Genomic DNA, 19,554 nt, shown 5'->3' with positions numbered 1-19,554 from the left:
TCCTCTCTTACCATACGTCGTTATCATCAATATCATCTGGGTTAGGAATATTATTCATGTCTAGTATAAGAGGTGCATTGCCACCACTGGCCGCAGACCGTTCTCCTGCTACTTCAATTGGTTTACTTGCTGGAGAAGATACCAAGGAAGCAGCTGTGGACGCCCATTTAATCATCTTAACCAGTGCCTGTGGACTATTTGCTTGTAAAACCAATTCTCTGTTACCTGTAAATTCTTCAAGTACACTAATATCTGCATCTTGTCCAATCGCAATTGCAATCTTAACTGCTTTTTTCCCCCAAGGTAAATGCTGCAAGTTATTTAATGATTTCTTATAATCATCAGTAGGCTGTCCATCTGATAAAAGAACTAATACAGGTGGCAATGCTCTATCTGACATAGGTGGTATTGTAAGCTGCGCTGCTAAAAGTTCAAATGCCTTTCCTAAGTCTGTTACGCCACCTGCTTCCAAGTCATTCCAAGCAAAATCTTCAATATTAACCGGATTTGATGTAACCCATGATGCTCCAGATGCAAACTTCAAAGTACGTACCAATAACTGTGCATTTGGATTATCGTCTGCTGCTTCTACCATCTCCGGTATTGTAGATTGAATTGCATGATTCACAGTCCCAATCTTTTCTCCATACATTGAACCTGAACAATCTACTACCCAAAAGAAGTGCAACGGTCTGCTCGCTAATTCTCCACCTGGTCTTTTTAACTTTTCACTCATATTAATATCCTCCTATATGTGTACGAACTATTCCAATTATTTCTATTGTTGTCTTTCTGATTTTCTTATTATTTCTACATAGAAATCCTCAAAACTAATTGTTGGCATTCCTTTATATTGAATTAAGTATATTCTCATAGCCTCTATTTTAGTTGGTGGTAAAACTTCCCTTCTATTTGATTTACAAAAACTGTTATACACTTTTGTAAACCCCTTTGTCCTTTCAAATTGCCTATTAATATTAGATATTTCAAGCATAATATGTTTTCTTTTAATCAGTTTCTTTGCTTTTTCAGCTTTCAGAAATAAAGTTTGTTCATCAATCTTATTTACGTCCATTCCAAATTTTCCAACCATGCCATTACATTTATTTACAAGTTTATCTTCCATCTCTTGGATCAATTTTTCTTGACAAAACGCCTTATTAGTTTCGGTGTACTCTATCTTTTGCAAATTGTCTAATAAATTAACCTCAACTCCAAATGCTCTTGCCCAATTTAGAATACCTTCTTTTGCCACTTCTTCATATATTCCATAATTAATAACCAATTTTTTTATATATCGCATCATAAGAATATTATCAATACTAGTAATTTTCCTCATTTCGACAATGATATCTTCATCAAATACCATCAAAAGAATATTACTTTCTCTTTTCTTATCTGGAAAATAATCCAATAACAGAGCTCTCAACTTCTGTCTATTACTTAATGCCTCTGGATACTTTTCAATAATCTCTTGCAATTTTTCATGCATACTCGCTCCCCGTTAATTAAACTCACCAATCAACTTTCCAAAATCAATCTTAGTTCCTTTTGCAATAGCTGCCGTTCTGCCCACAGTAACTGGAATTTGAGTTCCATCTGCTTTAATATATGTCCAGTTTTCTTTATCTTCATTCTTAATGCCCCAAAGGCTTGGATTGTTCGGATTCTGAACAACCTCTCCAACTACAGTTTCCATATTATAGTCTTCATGAAGATAATGTGAATATATCTTTGTATCCACAGTCAATAAAATATTGCTCTTACCTATAATAAGCTTTGAAGAAATTGTTATTGTTTGTTGACAACTCCAGCATGTATGAGCCACACCTTTTGTTTCTTTATCTGAATCATAAAATACTTCGGCACCACATCCTGGGCATATTATAATCTGAGATAACATATTTGCAAATATTTCTAGCCATTTAGATTCTGTTACTCGTCTATTTGGTTGCTGTAAACCGATTGTAAATGAATTTATAAACAAGTCCTTAAAATATTGTGGGTATAAATCCCAGAAGACAAGTGCATTGTCTTGATATCCGGCTAATGGTCTGTTGCTCTTATCATCTGGATCATAGATAAACAGAGGACTGCTTCCATATAGCTTGTTCATTGCATGAATATCCATACATTTAATTTCCGCCTCTAATTTACCTTCTAGCGGATGATTTAACATGAACATATAAAATAGCAAGACTGACAATGAAAATAAATCTGTATTTCTAGATGGCTTTGCCTTTCCAACAACAATCTCTGGTGCCATGAATCTAGGCGTACCATATACAGAACTATCATCACTTCCATTCACAGATACATTATCATTATCACAAATAAGTACTTCTCCATTATCTGGATTAAAGAATACATTTCCAAAAGAAATATCTCTGTAACTATATCCCTTTGAATGAAGCATCTGATAACCCTTGGTAAGATTAAAAGCTGCCTTACATAAACAATAAAAAGAGGGCTCTGCCTTTCTCTTCATCATATCTACAATACTCTTATAATTCTTTGGGCGTATTGGCATGATATATCCAAACGGTTCTCCTATCGACTTATACACCATATCCTGCGGCCACAAAAAAGACTTATCGGGGCTACCCTTATCAATTAGATTATCTAATATGTCCTTTTGACTCTCCGTAGCCATATGTTTGAAATACCATTTTAAAGCATATGTACTACCATTACTTTCGACTTCATATACTTCACCCTGTCCTCCTGCTCCCAATAATCTTTTTACTTCATAACGATTACCACTTTCAGAGTTCAATATTGTTCCTGCCTTTAATTGACCGTCCACAAGTAAACACCTCCTATGTATTAATTAATTTTATAACATCATTCGCTAAGCTTCCATCGGGAACTAACAAGCAATAAACCGTACTACCATATTGGAATTCGATTGCATTTGAATATGGAATAACCGCTGATAAATAACGATACATTTTATCAAATCCATTCTGCTTTGCAACAAAAATAATTCGCTTATTAGTAATATACAAAATCCCTTTAAACTGCTCTGTGATAATCTCTTCTACTGGATCTACTGTACCACCTCCAACATGGATTCTGTCACCTTTAAATAGACCTGGGACACTATAACCTACATGCTTACCTTTATAATGCTTCTTAGTTTTTTCTTTCAGCAAAATAGCTTTATCAATATAATGACAATATTCATCCTTTTTCAGAAAGATTGTATCTGTATTCAATATTGGCAATCGTCCACCTTCAATCTCATTCACTGCTGCAACTGGTAATACAGATGTTACCGTAGGTAATGGTGGTGGTGTCGGTTGTCCAAACAATGCATCAAAAAATCCCATGCCCGTACCTCCTGATCTGTTTTTATTTTATATATCAAATTGATATTTCACATGGAATGCCTAAAACCCTTTCTCCATAACTGACACACCACAAGGATACTGCCCATGTTGCAGCTTCTTTTCTAATTCCTTGTTCATCAGAGAGCTTTTTAACAAACCGATATAAAAAAGTTGTGTTTAATGAGTCTGCTTCTTTAATCGCTTTTACAATTTCCATTGTATGCAATGAATTAATTAAATTAATTTGCATTGGATTCTGCGGAAAATAATCCTTTAAAAGTCCCAAAAACTGTCTCTTATCATTTATAGATTCCGGATATTTTGTTAGTAAGTTTAGAAACTCTGATTCAAATCCTTTAATATCCCGCATGAAATCTTCTGTATTAGCTTTCTGGGCAACAATTATATCATCTTCCGTCACTTCATCCATATCAATGTCATTGACGCCTTTAGCCTTACCTACTTGAAATTTTTCATTCCATAATGATACTTCTTTAATTCTTCCAATATTCATTAACCAGCCTTCGAAATATGGGTTCAAATTATAATCGTCTAAAAATAATGCCTTAGTCTTACTTTGTAACTTCCCCATAGAACTATCCGCCAATCCTTGTAAATAGTCTGATAAGTCTTTTATGTTATTATAATTCTTCAAATCATAATCAAAGGACTTGTTTTCAGACAACACTACATAGAGTAACGTGGTTAACTTCTTTCTATCAAATCTGCTGTTTTGCCTATTGTAATACTTTTCAATGAGTTTTACATTTTCTACTACAGAAGTTTTCTGTGTAGCATTTACAATATAACTACTAAGTAATTTTTCTTTAACCAGCATTCCTAACAATTGCTCAAGCTCCTTGTCAGAAGATAAAGTACTCTTTTTTAAAAGTGAAATTAATTCAGGTAAATTCCCATAATCTTTCCCTTCCCAATATAGCCTTTCAACTTTACTTGCCTTATATATCCATTTCCAGAAAATAATGTTTCCGTCTTTCGAGTTGGCATGAAAATCTTTCTCAGCATTAGAACTACATAAAGTTATTTCTTTATTGGTATGCTTAAAATGGTCACGAATTTTTCCAGAAAAGACGGCTTGTCGCCCTTCTTTCCAGTTCAACGCCATAGTCTCTACCAATCTATCTATATTCATATATGGTTTCTGCATGAATATAAAAGGTTTCTGTTGATTATTGTCGTTGCTCATTTGAACATCAAGCCTCCTTCCTGTATATTTTTCCATCAACTTCATACAACTTCTCTTCACTAATTAAATCATCAAATACCCTTGCAAACGACTGTTTGATTTTTGGTCCTGTTCGAGCGAATTTAAATGTTCTGGCAGCTTCTGCAAATAAATCTGCTTGATTTAAACCCAATGCATAATCCACAATTTGAACCATTGCATCTTTAATTTCTTCATCACAAATATAATCAATTACTCTTATATCCTCATCAGATACCGGTACACGAGCGTGAATTTCACTATCTCTATAATACAGAAATCCATTTTTTTCTTCTACTTGATGCTTTAGTTTACTTTTAATTGCTAAATCGACTGTCCTTCGTACTGGCTCAGTAGCTTTTTCTCTATCAAATATCGGTGCAAGCCTTTTATATAATAATTCCTTATGGATTGGTTGCTCATGCTGCATTACCCACATAATCCTGCTTGCAACGTTAGTGATATTATCTGCGCCTGCCGTTAGTTCTGCTTCCCGTGGATTGCAAACTTTATATTCTGGAAATTCTAATTTAAGTACTTGGTTAACCGTTTCCGTTTCGCTTACTATTTTTTCAAATTCTTCTCTTACTCCCTGCGTTTCATAAATCGGTCTCTTCAATCCCTTTTTCTGCTTGTCAAGCTTAAATTTTTGTTCTGCATCTTTGAGAAATTGAATCAATTTTTGTTTTTCTTCTATTGGATTTTTAAACCAAGCAACTGACCAGATGTGATAAATATTCCATCCTATCGAATACATAATATTTCTTCTTAATACGTCTCTTTCTCTAGCAGTTCGTGCCATAATGTAATTCCCGCCATCACACTCAATACCAATAAAAAATTCATCTGTTGCATCCGGATGCACAACTGCAATATCCATTTTGTACTTTGATGCTCCAATATTACGTTTTACACTATAACCATTCTCAATGATAAAATCTGATATGATATCTGTAAAAAACTCATCCTCATTAGCTTCTGGCGAACCTTGCGGCATATTATAATCGTCCTGTATTGCATACAAAATATAATCACGAAGTAACTTAACACCTTCTGGACTGGTATTTTTCAAATCAAGATCAGAAGGTAAAATAGAGCCAACCAATTTCACATTATACTTTGCCCTGGTGATTGCAACGTTTAATCGTCGTTCCCCACCAGCATGTCCAAGTGGTCCAAAACGCATATACATATGTCCCTCTTTGTTCTTTGCATAACATATACTAAATATAATGGTATCTCTTTCATCGCCTTGCACACTTTCTAAGTTTTTTACAAAAAAATACTCTTCTCTGTTATCGTCAAAGAAATCATTATATTCTGGATGGTTCATTCTAAAGTCCTCCACAGCATCTTTAATTACACTCTGCTGCTTCTCAGAGAATGCAATAATTCCAAGAGAACGATTCGGATGCTTTTTAATATGTTCCTCCACTAACTGCACGCATCTTTCAGCTTCTTTTACGTTACAGTTCTTAGGTTTCCCCTCATAATATCCATCTTGTACATAATCATATTCCAAGCCTTTATCAGGTTCTTTCTTACAATTTGGGAATGTGATTAACTCGTTCCTGTATATCATTTTATTTGAAAAGGCTATTAAGGATTCATCCTTACTTCGATAATGCCACAACAGTGTACAACTTGGGAGACATTTATTATTTTCAGCCTCCTCTAAAATGGATTCACCGCATATATCATAGTAATTATCCTCTTCATCATCTGAATCATATAAATCATCAGAGTTATTCGACGTAGAACTGAAGAAATTTGTTGGTGGCATCTGTTTAGTATCACCCACAATAACAACCTGTTTCCCTCTATATATTGCCCCAATAGCATCCTCTGGAAGTATTTGAGACGCTTCATCAAATATAACCATATCAAATGCATAAATGTCTGAATCCAAAAAATAGGATACCGACAACGGTGACATCATAAAGCAAGGCTTTAACTTCTGTAATAATGTTGGTATTTCTTTAAACAATTTTCTAAGTGGCATAATCTTACGTTTCTTTTCAGATTCACGACGTAATATAGATACTTCATCCATTGCACTGTTCAATATCCGTGTTCCAGAAGGTTTTAGATTGGAAAGCATTGCATCCAATCGGGCTTGTGCTAATAAAAGTTGCTTTTCATCATGAGATTTAAATTCGTTGATTTTTGCTTCATGTGCATATGCTTTAAACCGTCTTAAATAAGCAAATTCATCCTTTTCCAATATGTTATATACCCATTTCATTAAAAAGCTCTTTCTATATATAGGTATTATTCGTTCTGTATTAATCCCGTGATTCATTACATAATCAGCATATTCTTTTAAACCAGCATTATGGCATTCTGATAAAATACCTGCGAAATCCACCCACTGTTCTAACATATTTAGGTCACTACAAGCAGCTATTCTTTTTACTAATTCTGAAAATGATAATTTACTGATTTCATCTTTTTCTTCAAACCATTCAATGAATCTATCATACTCTTCCGAATTATTCAAAACAGGAGAAATATTATTTAAATGTTTCTCTATCATTATTTTCCATTCATCTATAGTATCAATACTGTAACATTTCCATTGCTCAAATAATCGATTGCAATCCATATCATCTTTTTTACAATCCATAAATTCGGACAATACTTCAATAAATACATCCCCTGTCACGTCCTGCTTAAATAAAATACCTTGAATATCAAGTTGATTGTGTAATTCTATTGCAAAATTATTCAATGTTTGTATCGCAAAATAAACTCGCTTAATATAATCTAGAATTTCCGCCTCTTCTTTTTCGCGATACGAATCTACTAATATGCAAGTAATATTTTTCCAAAATCCATTCAATTTTTCAGCCAATTGACACTTATTCTGTGCAATCTGAATCACATCTTCGATTGGTCCAGAATGCTTTTCTGTAAACTTAATATATTCATTTAGTAGCTCATCATTAATTAGATCACCCAAGGTTGTATTACCAACGCGAAACTGTGATCTATTTGCCAATGTTTGTGCAAGAATTGCAAACGTATTTTCTGAAAATCCTTTTGTATTCTGATATTCATAAAGTACTGTACATGTTTCCAATGAAACCTGTAATTTTGCCCAATTAGTTGAAAATCCTTGATAATTATTCTCGAAATAATTTCTATTTACTACTTCATTTGACTGGTACTCTGCTCGTAGTACATAATAGTCTCTCAAATAATCCATGATACGCTGCATAACAGTATTGTTAATATTCTCTTGCATATTACTATCTACTAGAATAAGTTTCTCTGCTTTTAAAAGTCGGATTAAATATTCATATATTTCCTTATTAAATTCCTCATATTCACCAATTATTTCAATCTTTTTAGCGCACTGCTTTTGTATCTCCAATGCTGACTGTTCACCATTATCGTGAAATAGATCCTTATACTCATCTAAATATACTGCTTCAGACAGCATCTCCAAAGTCATACCTTTGATACTCGCTTTTCTACGAACAGCAAAATCTTCAGTTAGAACCTCCAAAGCTTTTTTCGTAAATCCAAAGTCCGAATGATATTTTACTAATGTCTCACAGGCATTAGCCATATCCTGTAGCAAGTTCCAGTCTGTGTCCAATGCCATATAATAATTCCCAAAATATCGAACAGATAATTCTTTATTAGCTTCAAATTCATTTATTAGCTGCGTATAATCTTTCAGTCTAGTAAGCGCTTCAATAATAACTCCATCATCCAATTTTCCAACTAGGCCACGCTTCATTACTGTAAGCATCTTCTTATCGAATTTATAACTTGAGCCTAACCGCTTAAAGAATGATTTATAATCCGTCTTAAATCGAACTAAAACATCCTTGTAATTATATGTAAGAATGTCTTTATCCCACTCTTGTAAAAGATTGTCCCGCATCTTAATTATATTCTGTGATAATTCCTGCATCTTGTTCATATGGCTATGGATCATGACCATATTATTAGCATCAATCCACTCTGCGGAAATATTATATGGAATCATCAAAAGTTTTATAAATTTTGGAATATTCTCTATTTCTTTATATGTATATGAATACTCCGTTTCAAACTTTATATTAACAGCATCAATCAATTCCATTAATTCTGTTATCTTTACAATCTGCTTCTTTATTTTCTCTACATACGAATTACGTATATCATGATTGTCTATGAATTCTTCTGGAATGCCTATATCAATTAATTTTTTATTCCACGTATCATTTTCTTTAATCCTATTCTGAAGAGTCATCCTTCTATCAACAACATCATTAACTGCTGAATCAAGTAATGAGCAAAAATCGTCATTTTTTAAACCTAGTGCAGATTCCTCCATGCATAATCCATTTTTAAGATTATCAATTATTTTATTTCGTATATTGTGCAAATTACCAATCAAATCAGACATTGCTTTTTCTTGTTCTTTTACTTTTGGTAATCTTCTATCTTTCAGCCAGTTAACATTTATATCTTCAACTGACATTATAAGCCTGAATAAATTCCTCAATTCTTCTAAGTCATTTTTTTTACATTTGTACTCTACTCCAAATTTCTTATCAAAATCTGTAACAAAATCTCTAAGTTCTATAGCCTTTGAAGCAATACACCGCCACTCATTAATATAATTATCACGTTTTTTCTGACTATCCAAATTGTTTGGAATTACCATTGCCTGTACAAATACATCTGTCAATGCAATTGATTCATCAATTATCTCTTTCAATTCAACTGCCGTTGGAATTGTAGCAAATGCCTCCTCCAACCAGTTCTTTGCCTTATTTTCTAAATTATTTATTATATACAACTTTTCGACATTACCAATAATCTTGGAAAAACCATCCCATGACCATTGTTTCTTTGTAGCAAGTTTATCATTTAGATATTCAGTAGTTGCCAAATAGCTATTCACTGTAACCAATAATTTTTCCAAAGTATTACCTATTTTATTTTTTTGTTCCAATGATAACAGCGACAATGTAGTATTTTTCCAAGGATTTTCATTAATATTGCCCTTATAATTTTTCAAAAAATCTCGGTAATGTTTCAATGTTGAAATCATTTTCTGATATTGTATCTTTGTTATAATTTCAACCGGTATATCAAAATTTATATAGTCAGTACTTTCCAGTACAGACAACTGTGTTAGAACATCATATAAGGTCATTCCCAATGGTTCAATAACCATATGAATTTTATCAAAATAAGCATTCAAATCATTTTTTTCCTGTTCAAAATCAGGATAAAAACTGAGCACACCATCATTTATTGCCTTTGCAGGGGCATCTAATGAATCAATCAAATCTGTTATAACTTCTTTTTTATTTGCTTTGTAATTATGCAAAGAAAGACAGTAGTTAGTAAGATGAACATCTTTCAAACGGTTATACACTACACTTAGTGCTGCCATTTTCTCAGAAACAAATAATATCTTTTTTTTATCAGCTAATCCCTCTGCAATAATATTTGTAATAGTCTGACTCTTTCCTGTTCCAGGGGGCCCTTGTAAAATGAAGCTTACACCCTTTTTTGATAATAAAATAGCATCCTGCTGGCTGGAATCAGAATTTACAACCTGATATTTTTCAATTGCCAATTCTTTATCATGTTTATAATCGTTCCACTCCTGTTTCAAATCTGGTATTTCATATGTCTCACCACAAAAAGCATTAAGAACTGAATTCTCAAAGATTCTATTTTTATTTTTTACCATATCTTTGTACATTACAATCTTAAGAAATGATAGTAACCCAAGGTTTACTTCCTTAATTACATTCCATCCCATTAACTTAATACTATTTTTAACTTCATCAACATAACTATCCAAATCATCTTTGTTTGCATCAAATTCTGGCATAGTAATCCCATATTCTGTTCCAAAAAGATATTCTAACGTAGGATTGACTACTATATCTTCATCATGACGCTTCATCTTATAAGGTTCTGTCATTGAGTCAACTGTTAATGTAACAGGAACCAATACAATTGGTGAAAGCATAAAATTATCTGTGGCTTTTTGTCTCCATTCAATAAAACCAAAACATAGATACAAGATATTAATACCTTGCTCTTCTAATGACAATTTAGCTTTTTCCCTGAGATTTTTTAATGTATTCTGTGTTTCATTTACATTCAAATCCGTATCTATTTCTCCAATTGTAATATTAACTGGATTTCCTAGCTTATCAAACAAATAAAATAATTCTGTCAACTGTAAGTCTCTACTACAATCTACTGCCTTTTTAAACTTGATTTCTTCATCTGAATTTACTAATCGGCTGAATAATTCATTGAATGTAGGAGATTTGATTTGTAATGTTGCTCGTTTGGTTTTGCGGTAATTAATCATCTTGTTTCGTTTACTAACATCTAATAAACCGTGTTTCCATATTTCATATTTTTTTTCTTTTATTTCAAGTGACATAAGTTACCCTCCCCCAAATCTATATAAATAGTTGTATTACACACATGGTTAATTATTATACTCTAATCAATTACAATGCACTTTTTCCACTTTTAACCCAATCATCTACTTCCGAGAATTTAAACTGCCACAATCTTCCTACTCTATGAGCTGGTATATTTGTCTTTTTTATCCAACTTCTTATCGTATCTTTTGTAACACCCAGATACTCAGCAGTTTCTTCTAAGCTAGACCATTTTTCATTTATTTCAGACATATTAATCCTCCACTTTTGGATTTAGGTATAACAGCTCCAATGATAATTATAGTTTTTATTTGCTCTAATTACAACCTAATTTTTACCACTTAAACCGCGTTTAGTATTATTTAATATGGATTTCGTTCCTGCTACTTTTCTATTAGTTTCTTCCAACCTACAAAACTCTTCCGTTTCATCTGAAATATACTGATAGACAATTCCAATAGATTGAAGTTTTTCATGGAATTGCTTCATCGACCCATATACATCATTTCCATCTATGCCAATCCATTCAGCTTTTTCCTTATCTGTAATGGATTCATAGATTTCCTTGGTAATAACTTTCTTCTGTGGCTCGACATCCCCATAAACCGCTTTCTCGATTTCATCAAACATTGATAATCCTTTAACATCAAATGCTTTTGTTTCTTCTACATCCTCTATCGTTTCATTGTTAGAAGAAATAATTTCATCAGGTTCCAAATCCATATCTGAAGAATTCATCTCAATAGAAGCTACCGTTTCTTCCTCAACACTAGCAGCAACTTCAACCTCTCTTATTACTTCCGGCATTCTACTTCCCTCTTTCCTCAAATACCAAGGTTTTTTCGGCACATCAACTTCATAAACATTGCCAATTTCAATATTCTAGGGAACCAACAACCCAACATAAAGACTTTCTTTCAAGCATCGTTCCGCAACATGTTTTTCACCTTGAAGTTTCTTCTTTTCCGATTTAATATCTTCCAACTGCTTTCGATATTTAGGTTCAGAAGTATAAAAGTCTAAAATATTATTATCAGTCACACATTTTCTCTTTAAATCTGCTCGCTCCTGATACAATGTTTTCTGCTTCTCAGTTAGTTTTTTTATATTCAATTTCGCTAACCCGATTTTGGTTACGACATCCGCAACACCATTAATATCCTTTCTTCTCAGAAACAGATACTCCTCTTGCAGCATATGCATCCGTTCCAAATCCTCCTTGAATCTAGCTGACTTATATTGAAAACGACACTTTTCAACAATACGCATACGGTAGAGCTTGGCATAGAACTTCTGCTGATAAGGATTCTTTGGCTTAAGTAAATATTTTACATCAGGTGTTAATACTCTTGGTGTTTCAAAGGCAAAACTTCCCTTTGTAAAGAACGCTTCCAGATTTTCTTTGGAATATTCTTCATTAATCGTATCCAATCTACGAAAACGCTTCATCTTCTCTGCTTTTATTGCCAGATGAGCTCCCTTTTTCACCTCATAACCCAATTCCTCCAACAGAAAAAAAAATGTTCGAATCTCATATTTCCAATCACCTTTTTTATACTCATATTTCTTACCTGTATACATATTCACACTATTAAAAACTAAATGCCCAAGACAATGCTCCTTATCCGCATGAACGCTATACACCGCCTCATAATCCTCTCCCAAAAACGCCTGTGCAAATTCCCTCATGAGTTCTAATAACTGTTCAGGCGTACCTTCTCCTGGCGGACAGGATATCACAATATGATATCCCTGCCTTCCTCCCATCTTTCCATATAATTCTTTTATTCCTACCATCTGTTCAAAACAAACTTTGGAACACAATTCCAACCACCGACCAAAACACCGCTTTCTGTCTTGGTTTCATTCATAATATAGTCCAAAGCATGTTTCAGATGATTTGTGATTTTTCCCTTCTTTCCAGCTCCTACATTCATAATCTTGGTTATCGCCATAATTGAATCAACTCCTTTAACAAACCTAAAATAACTCCTAATTGCATACACATTTGATCAATTCTACTCTGTGGAATATACTTGTTTTCGTTTGCTCATTTTGTAGCCTGATTTACATTCGTAGCGACTCCTGTTATCTGTCTTATGATGTTTTGCCGGTCACGGATATAACTATGTCAACACCACCATGCAAAATTAAATGTCTGACATATTCGCTTTCTGACATGCCCGCAGCCTTTGCCCCCTCTGCTAATTTCTGTAGTTCCGATTTCGATAAACGAAATGTTCTATTCTGCCTCGCTATACTTGCTTTCTTCTTTTCCATAATTTAATCTCCTTCTTCGAATTATTTGTTTACGTGCTTTACATCCTGAACACTTTTTTCAATATAAAGATAAGTGCCGGGATTTTTTGCAAGATACGGATTTCGCATTGCGAAATCCTGTCGGGCACTGACGCACCCTTATCTTGTTAGGAATTCCATCCCTAAGACCCCGGTTTATTTACAGCCTTTGGTCTGTAAAAATAGGTACAAAAAAAGACAGATAAGCTATAAAAATTGCCTTCTGTCTCTTTTGCACCCAATATTGTATAAATGGCTACAAAACATTTCTATTTTGTAACCATCATTTATATTGCATATAAAATTATATTTTCTGCTACCATTTCCTCTATTCTTTGTAGCCAACTAAAAATTTTTGATAGCATTTCTGTATCCAATACCTATTACTCCATCATTCCAAAATCAAGGAACTCATTTTCATCAAGTTCTCGCTCCTCTGAAAGATTAGGTGACGAAAAACTTGCATTGCCACTTGCTCGCCAGCATTTCATCTGTCCGAACCCTTGGTTGCTCTTTCTCCAATTGTTGACTTCCTAATTGGCATTTTCCTAAATCATCATAGGAACAAACCAATTGATTCATTTCTAACGTTGGATTTTCTAACTTCGTCCCCACTGGAGACAACGTCCCATCTTCCTGTAACAAATCATTTTGCTTACCCTGATGCTTCATCGCCTCCAATTTCATCTTATAAGCAAAAGCTTTTTCACTAGGTCTGATATGCTCTCTTTGCAGATTGCTGTCTATCATAGCTATTGTCGCTTCTGCATCATCCATCTGCATGACCATTACAGGAACCGTATCAACACCAGCCCATTCACAGGCAGCCTTTCTTCTGTGACCTGCAATAATCTCATATCCTTCACCATGGAGATTAGTTCTAACTATGAGTGGAACCAATACTCCCTTTTCTTCAATACTTCTGGATAATTCAAACAACTGCATATCATACGATTTATGAACGATATATTTTTGTGTCCACTCATACCAGTTCCATAACTACCGAGACTTTAATCTCATTGGAAATCTCTTTTTTTCTTCCAAAATTCGATTTCCCAGTGAACTTAAAAACCCTCGCAAAGTGCGTAAACCTTAGAATCTCTACGAGATTCTCGGTTGTCGGGCAGTCGTCGAATCCCTTATAAACACTGGCTTTACAGCCAGTTGTTTCTTCGTGACCCCGTGACTCTCCTCGTTGCCTCCGTCAAATTCAAGGATTTCTACATATTCACCCTTTGTAGACAACAAACGGTCTCAACGTGCACCGTATGCCCAAACATATCCACTGGCTGCACCTTTTTTACATCATACCCTCTGTCGCACAGATATCTTAAATCTCTCGCCAGAGTAGCAGAATCGCAGCTTACGTAAACAACTCTTTTGGGATTCATTTCAATAATCGTATCCAAGAGTACTTGGTCGCAGCCCTTTCTCGGAGGATCAACGACAATAACCTGAGCATGCTCTCCATCCTCTTTGTATTTGCGTGGAAGAACCTCCTCTGCTTTTCCTACAAAGAATTCTGCATTGAAAATTCCATTAATCTTTGCATTGTTTTTTGCATCCTCAATGGCATCTGGTAGGATTTCAACACCCATAACTTTTTTTGCCTTTTGAGCTAAAAATAGAGAAATCGTACCGATACCGCAGTATAAGTCCCATACCGTCTCACTACCATTCAGACCCGCAAAGGATAATGCTGTTTGATAAAGCTTCTGCGTCTGCACTGGATTGACTTGATAAAAGGATAATGGTGAAATCTGATACTTTACCTCACCAATGTAATCGGTAATATAATCCTGTCCCCATAAAGTCCTGACAGTATTTCCCAGAATCACATTAGTGTTTACCTTGTTTATGCTAATAGAAATACTGGTCATCCCGGCAATTTCTTGTAAGGCTTCTACCAATCTTTCACTCTTTGGAAGCTGATTGTCATTAATTACAATGCACACCATAATTTCTTTTGTAGTAAATCCAACTCTGATTAGAACATGGCGAATCAATCCCTTGCCTGTCTCCTCCTGATATGCCGTAATATGATTTTCTCTCATGAATTCAATCAGTTTAATTAGAATGACTTCGTTTATTTCAGCTCCAAGATAGCATTTGGTATTTGCAATAACGTTATGGCTTCGTCCTGCGTAAAACCCTGTAATAATATTTCCTTCCTTGTCCTGCCGGATAGGAAACTGAGCCTTATTTCTATAGAAGTAAGGTTTGTCCATACCAATCACAGGAAGTACCTCTAAATTCTCAAAGCCACCAATTCGCTTTAAATTATTACTCACCTTATTTTGTTTAAACAATAACTGCTGCTTATAATCAAGTGCCTGAAGCTGGCATCCCCCGCACTGCCTGTGAAATTCACATTTTGGATGAACTCTGTACTTTGATTCTTTAAGAACACTGACAAGTCTTGCATAGCCATAATTTTTCTTAAGCTTCATAGCCTTAACTTCTACCATATCACCTATCACTGCATCCTTTATAAACCATGTAAAACCATCAATTTTACCGATTCCTTCCCCCTCAGTTCCCATATCTTCTATTGTAATTGTAAATACATCATTCTTATTAATTTTCATGTTAACCTCAACTATATTAATCTATTATTTATATTATTTATATTTTTAACATATCCGCTTTTTGATAAGCGATTCTTTCATCACCATTTTCAAGATAAATGATTCCGCATAAAACAAAACCATTCTTTTTAAGCAGTCTTTGCATCGGAAAATTATCCTTATGAGTATCAATTCGTAAATTTTTACACTTTCGATAGCACCAATCCAGACAAAAGGTTGCCACTCCCCTTTTTTGTGCAGATGAAGCAATTCTATGAACCACACCATATGGATTATCATTCACCCAATCACCTTGAACAATAGTTGCATATGTAGGCTCTTTCTCTTCTGCATACATAAATGTGCCTACTATCTTGTTCTCATCTATACACACATAACTTTTCTCATTTACAATATCCTCTTCAATCACCGAAACTTCAGGATAATAATTTCCCCATTGAGTTGGATTATTATGTTCTTTCATAAATTCTCTTGCCTGTTCATACAGATTTAGAATGTGGTTGAAATCCTCTATTGTACTCTTTCTAATTTCCATTTCTTTGATTCCTTTTCCTGCTTATTATTATATGTTAGTATAACATAAATATAAAAAATACATATAAATTATCTCAACTTTATGTCAAAAAACGATACTATAATAACATAGGTAAATAAAGAAGCTTCATAAAATATAAACATTATACTAATTAATGAACTTTATCAACATTTTTTGCTATTATTTTTTTAAAGTAATGTCCGTCTATGTTATTTCTCTATGCCGTGTTATAATATTAAGGATTTTTCATTTAAAGGAGTTAAATGACATATGAAAATAATTATAATAGGCTGCGGCAAGGTTGGCGCTTCTCTTGCTGAGTTATTAGATGAAGAAGGCCATGAAATAACATTAATTGACAATAAGGCATCTGCCATTCGAAATATAACAGATACCCTTGACGTTCTGGGTGTAGTGGGCAATGGTGCCTGCCATAGCATTCAGATAACAGCGGGAATTGAAACTGCGGATTTATTGATTGCTGTAACCAATTCAGATGAATTAAATCTGCTATGCTGTATGATGGCCAAAAAAGCCAGTGATTGTCATACAATAGCCAGAGTACGAAATCCTCAATACAATAGTGAAATATCTTTTATCAAAGAAGGTATGGGGCTATCCATGATTATTAATCCAGAAGAAGAAACAGCGACTGACATTGCACGTTTAATCAGACTTCCTTCTGCAATCAAAATTGATGTTTTTGCAAAAGGCAGAGTAGAACTGCTCCAATTAAAGCTTCCTAAAGATTCTATTCTTCATAATATGATGATTAAGGATATTCAAATTAAATTGAGATGCAATATTTTAGTATGTGCTGTTGAGCGGGCAGATGAAATCTTTATTCCCTCCGGAAACTTTACTCTTCAAGCCAATGATAAAATATCAATAGTGGCAACGCCCAAAAATGCGATTGAATTTTTTCATAAAATTGGTATTACAACAACACCAATTAAAAATGTAATGCTTGTTGGTGGAGGCAATATATCAGTTTATCTGGCGCAGAAATTTATAGATATGGGTGTAACTGTAAAAATTATTGAGCAAAACATAGAACGTTGTGAGCAATTAAGTGAGACACTTCCAAAGGCTTTAGTGATTCATGCAAATGCGTCTGAATATAATGTACTTCTTGAAGAAGGAATTTTAGAAGTGGATGCCTTTGCTTCCCTTACAAATATGGACGAAGAAAATATTCTTTTATCTCTTTATGCCCAGAAGAAAACACATGCAAAAGTTTTTACAAAGATTTCCCGCCTGCTTTATGATGAAATTACAAATGAAATGGAAATTGGAACCATAATAAAGCCAAAGCTAATTACAGCAGACCGAATTGCTCAACATGTACGTGTCATGCAAAATCCAAAAGGCAATAATGTTGAGACTTTGTATAAGATTGTTGGAAATAAAGTGGAAGCGTTAGAATTTCGTATCAGAGATAATTCTAAGCTGATTGGCATTCCTTTATCAGATCTTCCAATTAAGGAAAATATTTTGGTAAGCTGCGTCAATCGCAAAAACCATATTATTATTCCGGATGGACAAGTTTCTCTTCAAAGTGGTGATTCTGTTATCATTGTAACAACAAATACAAGATTAAATGATTTAAATGATATATTAATATAAGAAGGAGCAATTATGAATAAGTCTGTTATTTTGCATGTAATTGGCTGGATTTTAACTGTCGAGGCTGCATTTATGCTATTACCATGCATTGTTGCCGTTATATATAAAGAACAAAGCGGTTTTTCTTTTTTAATAACTATAGGATTATGTTTGTTAATTGGCATTCCTCTTCTCCTACATAAGCCAAAAGAAAAAAAGTTTTTTTCAAAAGAGGGTTTTGTAAGTGTTGCCCTAAGCTGGATTGTAATGAGTATTATGGGTGCTCTTCCCTTTTATTTCAGCAAAGAGATACCTCATTATGTTGACGCATTATTTGAAGTAATATCTGGATTTACTACAACGGGATCCAGTATTTTAAACGATGTTGAGGCTTTAAGCTATTGTATGATTTTTTGGAGAAGTTTCACTCATTGGCTTGGTGGTATGGGAATACTTGTTTTTATTCTCACAATTTTACCTATCACCGGCGGAGAAAGTATGCATCTGCTTCGTGCAGAAAGTCCGGGTCCTACCCCAGAAAAGCTGGTTCCTAGAATAAAGTCAACCTCCAAAATCCTCTATACGATTTATTTGGGAATGACTATTTTACAGATTATACTATTAGTGCTTGGTCAAATGCCATTTTTCGATGCAGTAACGATTTCTATGGGTACCGCCGGAACAGGCGGTTTTGCAATCAAAAATTCAAGCATTGCATCTTATTCTATTTATAATCAAAATATTATTACGGTATTCATGATTTTATTTGGAGTCAATTTTAATATCTACTATTTGATATTAATAGGTAAGTTTAAAAATGCGTTTAAAAGTGAGGAGCTTCGCTACTATTTATTCATTATTTTCTCTGCTATTATGATGATAGCTATTAATCTTGGCGGAATAACACATTTTACTCATTTTATTCAGGTTTCAGCCTTTCAAGTTGCTTCTATCATTACAACGACAGGCTATGCAACTATCGACTTTAATACATGGCCAACTTTTTCAAAAACCATTTTGGTATTCATAATGTTTGTTGGTGCTTGTGCCGGCAGTACAGGCGGTGGAATAAAGGTATCTCGTATTATTATTATGTTAAAATCTTTGAAAAAAGAGCTGTCCTATCTTATCCATAAGCGCAGTATAAAAGTAATTCGATTTGATAATAACAAAGTAGCTCATGAGACACTGCGCTCAATTAATGTTTATTTTATATCTTATATGATAATATTTGCTGCCTCTATTATTGGTATATCCATAGATGATTTTGATTTTGCCACTAATGTAACTGCTGTAGCTGCTACCTTAAATAACATAGGTCCGGGACTTGAAATTGTTGGTCCCGCAGGAAATTTTGGAGGATTTACAGATTTTTCCAAGATAATACTAATATTTGATATGCTTGCCGGAAGACTTGAAATATTTCCAATGTTAGTACTGCTTGCCCCCGGAACCTGGAGAAAATAAAAACAGACCCTGAAAGCAGAATATCGATGCTTAAATCGAATTTTTATCTGTTTTACAAGGTCTGTTCTTTTAAGGTTTGTTTTTC

General features: G+C 34.0%; 16 protein-coding genes. 2 read left to right on the top strand and 14 right to left on the bottom strand.

Annotated features, from left to right (window positions below; all coding sequences use genetic code 11):
* Window positions 1-7: 7 nt before the first annotated feature.
* The 14 genes from C8E03_RS10525 to C8E03_RS10465 form a co-directional block, all read right to left on the bottom strand.
* Complete coding sequence (locus C8E03_RS10525) at window positions 8-736, bottom strand: vWA domain-containing protein (RefSeq protein WP_094378560.1); 729 nt, start codon at window positions 734-736, stop codon at window positions 8-10.
* A gap of 42 nt (window positions 737-778) precedes the next feature.
* Window positions 779-1,492 (bottom strand): hypothetical protein, encoded by a 714-nt coding sequence (locus C8E03_RS10520; RefSeq protein ID WP_094378562.1) that lies wholly within the window; start codon window positions 1,490-1,492, stop codon window positions 779-781.
* 12 nt (window positions 1,493-1,504) lie between these two features.
* Window positions 1,505-2,806 carry a serine/threonine protein kinase gene (locus C8E03_RS10515; protein WP_094378564.1) on the bottom strand — a complete coding sequence of 434 codons (1,302 nt, stop codon included), beginning with the start codon at window positions 2,804-2,806 and terminating at the stop codon, window positions 1,505-1,507.
* A 13-nt stretch (window positions 2,807-2,819) separates the two neighbouring features.
* Window positions 2,820-3,332, bottom strand: a complete 513-nt coding sequence (locus C8E03_RS10510; RefSeq protein WP_094378565.1) for a hypothetical protein — start codon at window positions 3,330-3,332, stop codon at window positions 2,820-2,822.
* A gap of 34 nt (window positions 3,333-3,366) precedes the next feature.
* Window positions 3,367-4,584, bottom strand: a complete 1,218-nt coding sequence (locus C8E03_RS10505) for a hypothetical protein (protein ID WP_094378567.1) — start codon at window positions 4,582-4,584, stop codon at window positions 3,367-3,369.
* Window positions 4,547-10,972, bottom strand: coding sequence for a DUF4011 domain-containing protein (locus tag C8E03_RS10500; protein WP_094378569.1), 6,426 nt, complete (start codon window positions 10,970-10,972; stop codon window positions 4,547-4,549). The genes C8E03_RS10505 and C8E03_RS10500 overlap by 38 nt, the downstream gene beginning before the upstream one ends.
* 70 nt (window positions 10,973-11,042) lie before the next feature.
* Window positions 11,043-11,228 carry a helix-turn-helix domain-containing protein gene (locus C8E03_RS10495; RefSeq protein WP_094378571.1) on the bottom strand — a complete coding sequence of 62 codons (186 nt, stop codon included), beginning with the start codon at window positions 11,226-11,228 and terminating at the stop codon, window positions 11,043-11,045.
* Between the two features lie 75 nt (window positions 11,229-11,303).
* Entirely contained in the window at window positions 11,304-11,783 is a 480-nt protein-coding gene (locus tag C8E03_RS10490) for a hypothetical protein (protein WP_110291021.1), read from the bottom strand.
* Between the two features lie 75 nt (window positions 11,784-11,858).
* Window positions 11,859-12,800: a relaxase/mobilization nuclease domain-containing protein gene (locus tag C8E03_RS10485; protein WP_146212319.1), complete on the bottom strand. Its 942-nt coding sequence runs from the start codon at window positions 12,798-12,800 to the stop codon at window positions 11,859-11,861.
* Entirely contained in the window at window positions 12,767-12,931 is a 165-nt protein-coding gene (locus C8E03_RS21965) for a hypothetical protein (RefSeq protein WP_170122972.1), read from the bottom strand. Before C8E03_RS21965 ends, C8E03_RS10485 begins: the two co-directional genes overlap by 34 nt.
* Window positions 12,932-13,073: 142 nt before the next feature.
* On the bottom strand, window positions 13,074-13,256 hold the full coding sequence (locus tag C8E03_RS10480) for a plasmid mobilization protein (protein WP_094378577.1): 183 nt from the start codon (window positions 13,254-13,256) through the stop codon (window positions 13,074-13,076).
* A gap of 462 nt (window positions 13,257-13,718) precedes the next feature.
* Complete coding sequence (locus C8E03_RS22945) at window positions 13,719-14,219, bottom strand: ParB/RepB/Spo0J family partition protein (RefSeq protein ID WP_330410764.1); 501 nt, start codon at window positions 14,217-14,219, stop codon at window positions 13,719-13,721.
* A 275-nt stretch (window positions 14,220-14,494) separates the two neighbouring features.
* Entirely contained in the window at window positions 14,495-15,862 is a 1,368-nt protein-coding gene (gene rlmD, locus C8E03_RS10470; protein WP_110291020.1) for a 23S rRNA (uracil(1939)-C(5))-methyltransferase RlmD, read from the bottom strand.
* Window positions 15,863-15,899: 37 nt separating this feature from the next.
* Window positions 15,900-16,397 (bottom strand): GNAT family N-acetyltransferase, encoded by a 498-nt coding sequence (locus C8E03_RS10465; RefSeq protein WP_110291019.1) that lies wholly within the window; start codon window positions 16,395-16,397, stop codon window positions 15,900-15,902.
* Between the two features lie 270 nt (window positions 16,398-16,667).
* Here C8E03_RS10465 and trkA point away from each other — a divergent pair, with 270 nt between their 5' ends.
* Window positions 16,668-18,023 carry a Trk system potassium transporter TrkA gene (gene trkA / locus C8E03_RS10460; RefSeq protein WP_110291018.1) on the top strand — a complete coding sequence of 452 codons (1,356 nt, stop codon included), beginning with the start codon at window positions 16,668-16,670 and terminating at the stop codon, window positions 18,021-18,023.
* A 12-nt stretch (window positions 18,024-18,035) separates the two neighbouring features.
* Window positions 18,036-19,469 carry a TrkH family potassium uptake protein gene (locus C8E03_RS10455; RefSeq protein WP_110291017.1) on the top strand — a complete coding sequence of 478 codons (1,434 nt, stop codon included), beginning with the start codon at window positions 18,036-18,038 and terminating at the stop codon, window positions 19,467-19,469.
* Window positions 19,470-19,554 lie beyond the last annotated feature (85 nt).

The sequence above is a fragment of the Lachnotalea glycerini genome (assembly GCF_003201285.1).
GTDB classification, from domain to species: Bacteria; Bacillota; Clostridia; order Lachnospirales; family Lachnospiraceae; genus Lachnotalea; species Lachnotalea glycerini.
Note: the sequence above shows the minus strand (reverse complement) of the source record. Positions and strands in the feature narration are given on the sequence as shown.

Excerpts from the sequence above, each read along its gene's own strand:
- C8E03_RS10525 (WP_094378560.1), bottom strand. The coding sequence starts at position 736 with ATGAGTGAAAAGTTAAAAAGACCAGGTGGAGAATTAGCGAGCAGACCG.
- C8E03_RS10520 (WP_094378562.1), bottom strand. The coding sequence starts at position 1,492 with ATGCATGAAAAATTGCAAGAGATTATTGAAAAGTATCCAGAGGCATTA.
- C8E03_RS10510 (WP_094378565.1), bottom strand. The coding sequence starts at position 3,332 with ATGGGATTTTTTGATGCATTGTTTGGACAACCGACACCACCACCATTA.
- C8E03_RS10505 (WP_094378567.1), bottom strand. The coding sequence starts at position 4,584 with ATGAAGTTGATGGAAAAATATACAGGAAGGAGGCTTGATGTTCAAATG.
- C8E03_RS10500 (WP_094378569.1), bottom strand. The coding sequence starts at position 10,972 with ATGTCACTTGAAATAAAAGAAAAAAAATATGAAATATGGAAACACGGT.
- C8E03_RS10495 (WP_094378571.1), bottom strand. The coding sequence starts at position 11,228 with ATGTCTGAAATAAATGAAAAATGGTCTAGCTTAGAAGAAACTGCTGAG.
- C8E03_RS10490 (WP_110291021.1), bottom strand. The coding sequence starts at position 11,783 with ATGCCGGAAGTAATAAGAGAGGTTGAAGTTGCTGCTAGTGTTGAGGAA.
- C8E03_RS21965 (WP_170122972.1), bottom strand. The coding sequence starts at position 12,931 with ATGGCGATAACCAAGATTATGAATGTAGGAGCTGGAAAGAAGGGAAAA.
- C8E03_RS10480 (WP_094378577.1), bottom strand. The coding sequence starts at position 13,256 with ATGGAAAAGAAGAAAGCAAGTATAGCGAGGCAGAATAGAACATTTCGT.
- C8E03_RS22945 (WP_330410764.1), bottom strand. The coding sequence starts at position 14,219 with ATGCAGTTGTTTGAATTATCCAGAAGTATTGAAGAAAAGGGAGTATTG.
- rlmD (WP_110291020.1), bottom strand. The coding sequence starts at position 15,862 with ATGAAAATTAATAAGAATGATGTATTTACAATTACAATAGAAGATATG.
- C8E03_RS10465 (WP_110291019.1), bottom strand. The coding sequence starts at position 16,397 with ATGGAAATTAGAAAGAGTACAATAGAGGATTTCAACCACATTCTAAAT.
- trkA (WP_110291018.1), top strand. The coding sequence starts at position 16,668 with ATGAAAATAATTATAATAGGCTGCGGCAAGGTTGGCGCTTCTCTTGCT.
- C8E03_RS10455 (WP_110291017.1), top strand. The coding sequence starts at position 18,036 with ATGAATAAGTCTGTTATTTTGCATGTAATTGGCTGGATTTTAACTGTC.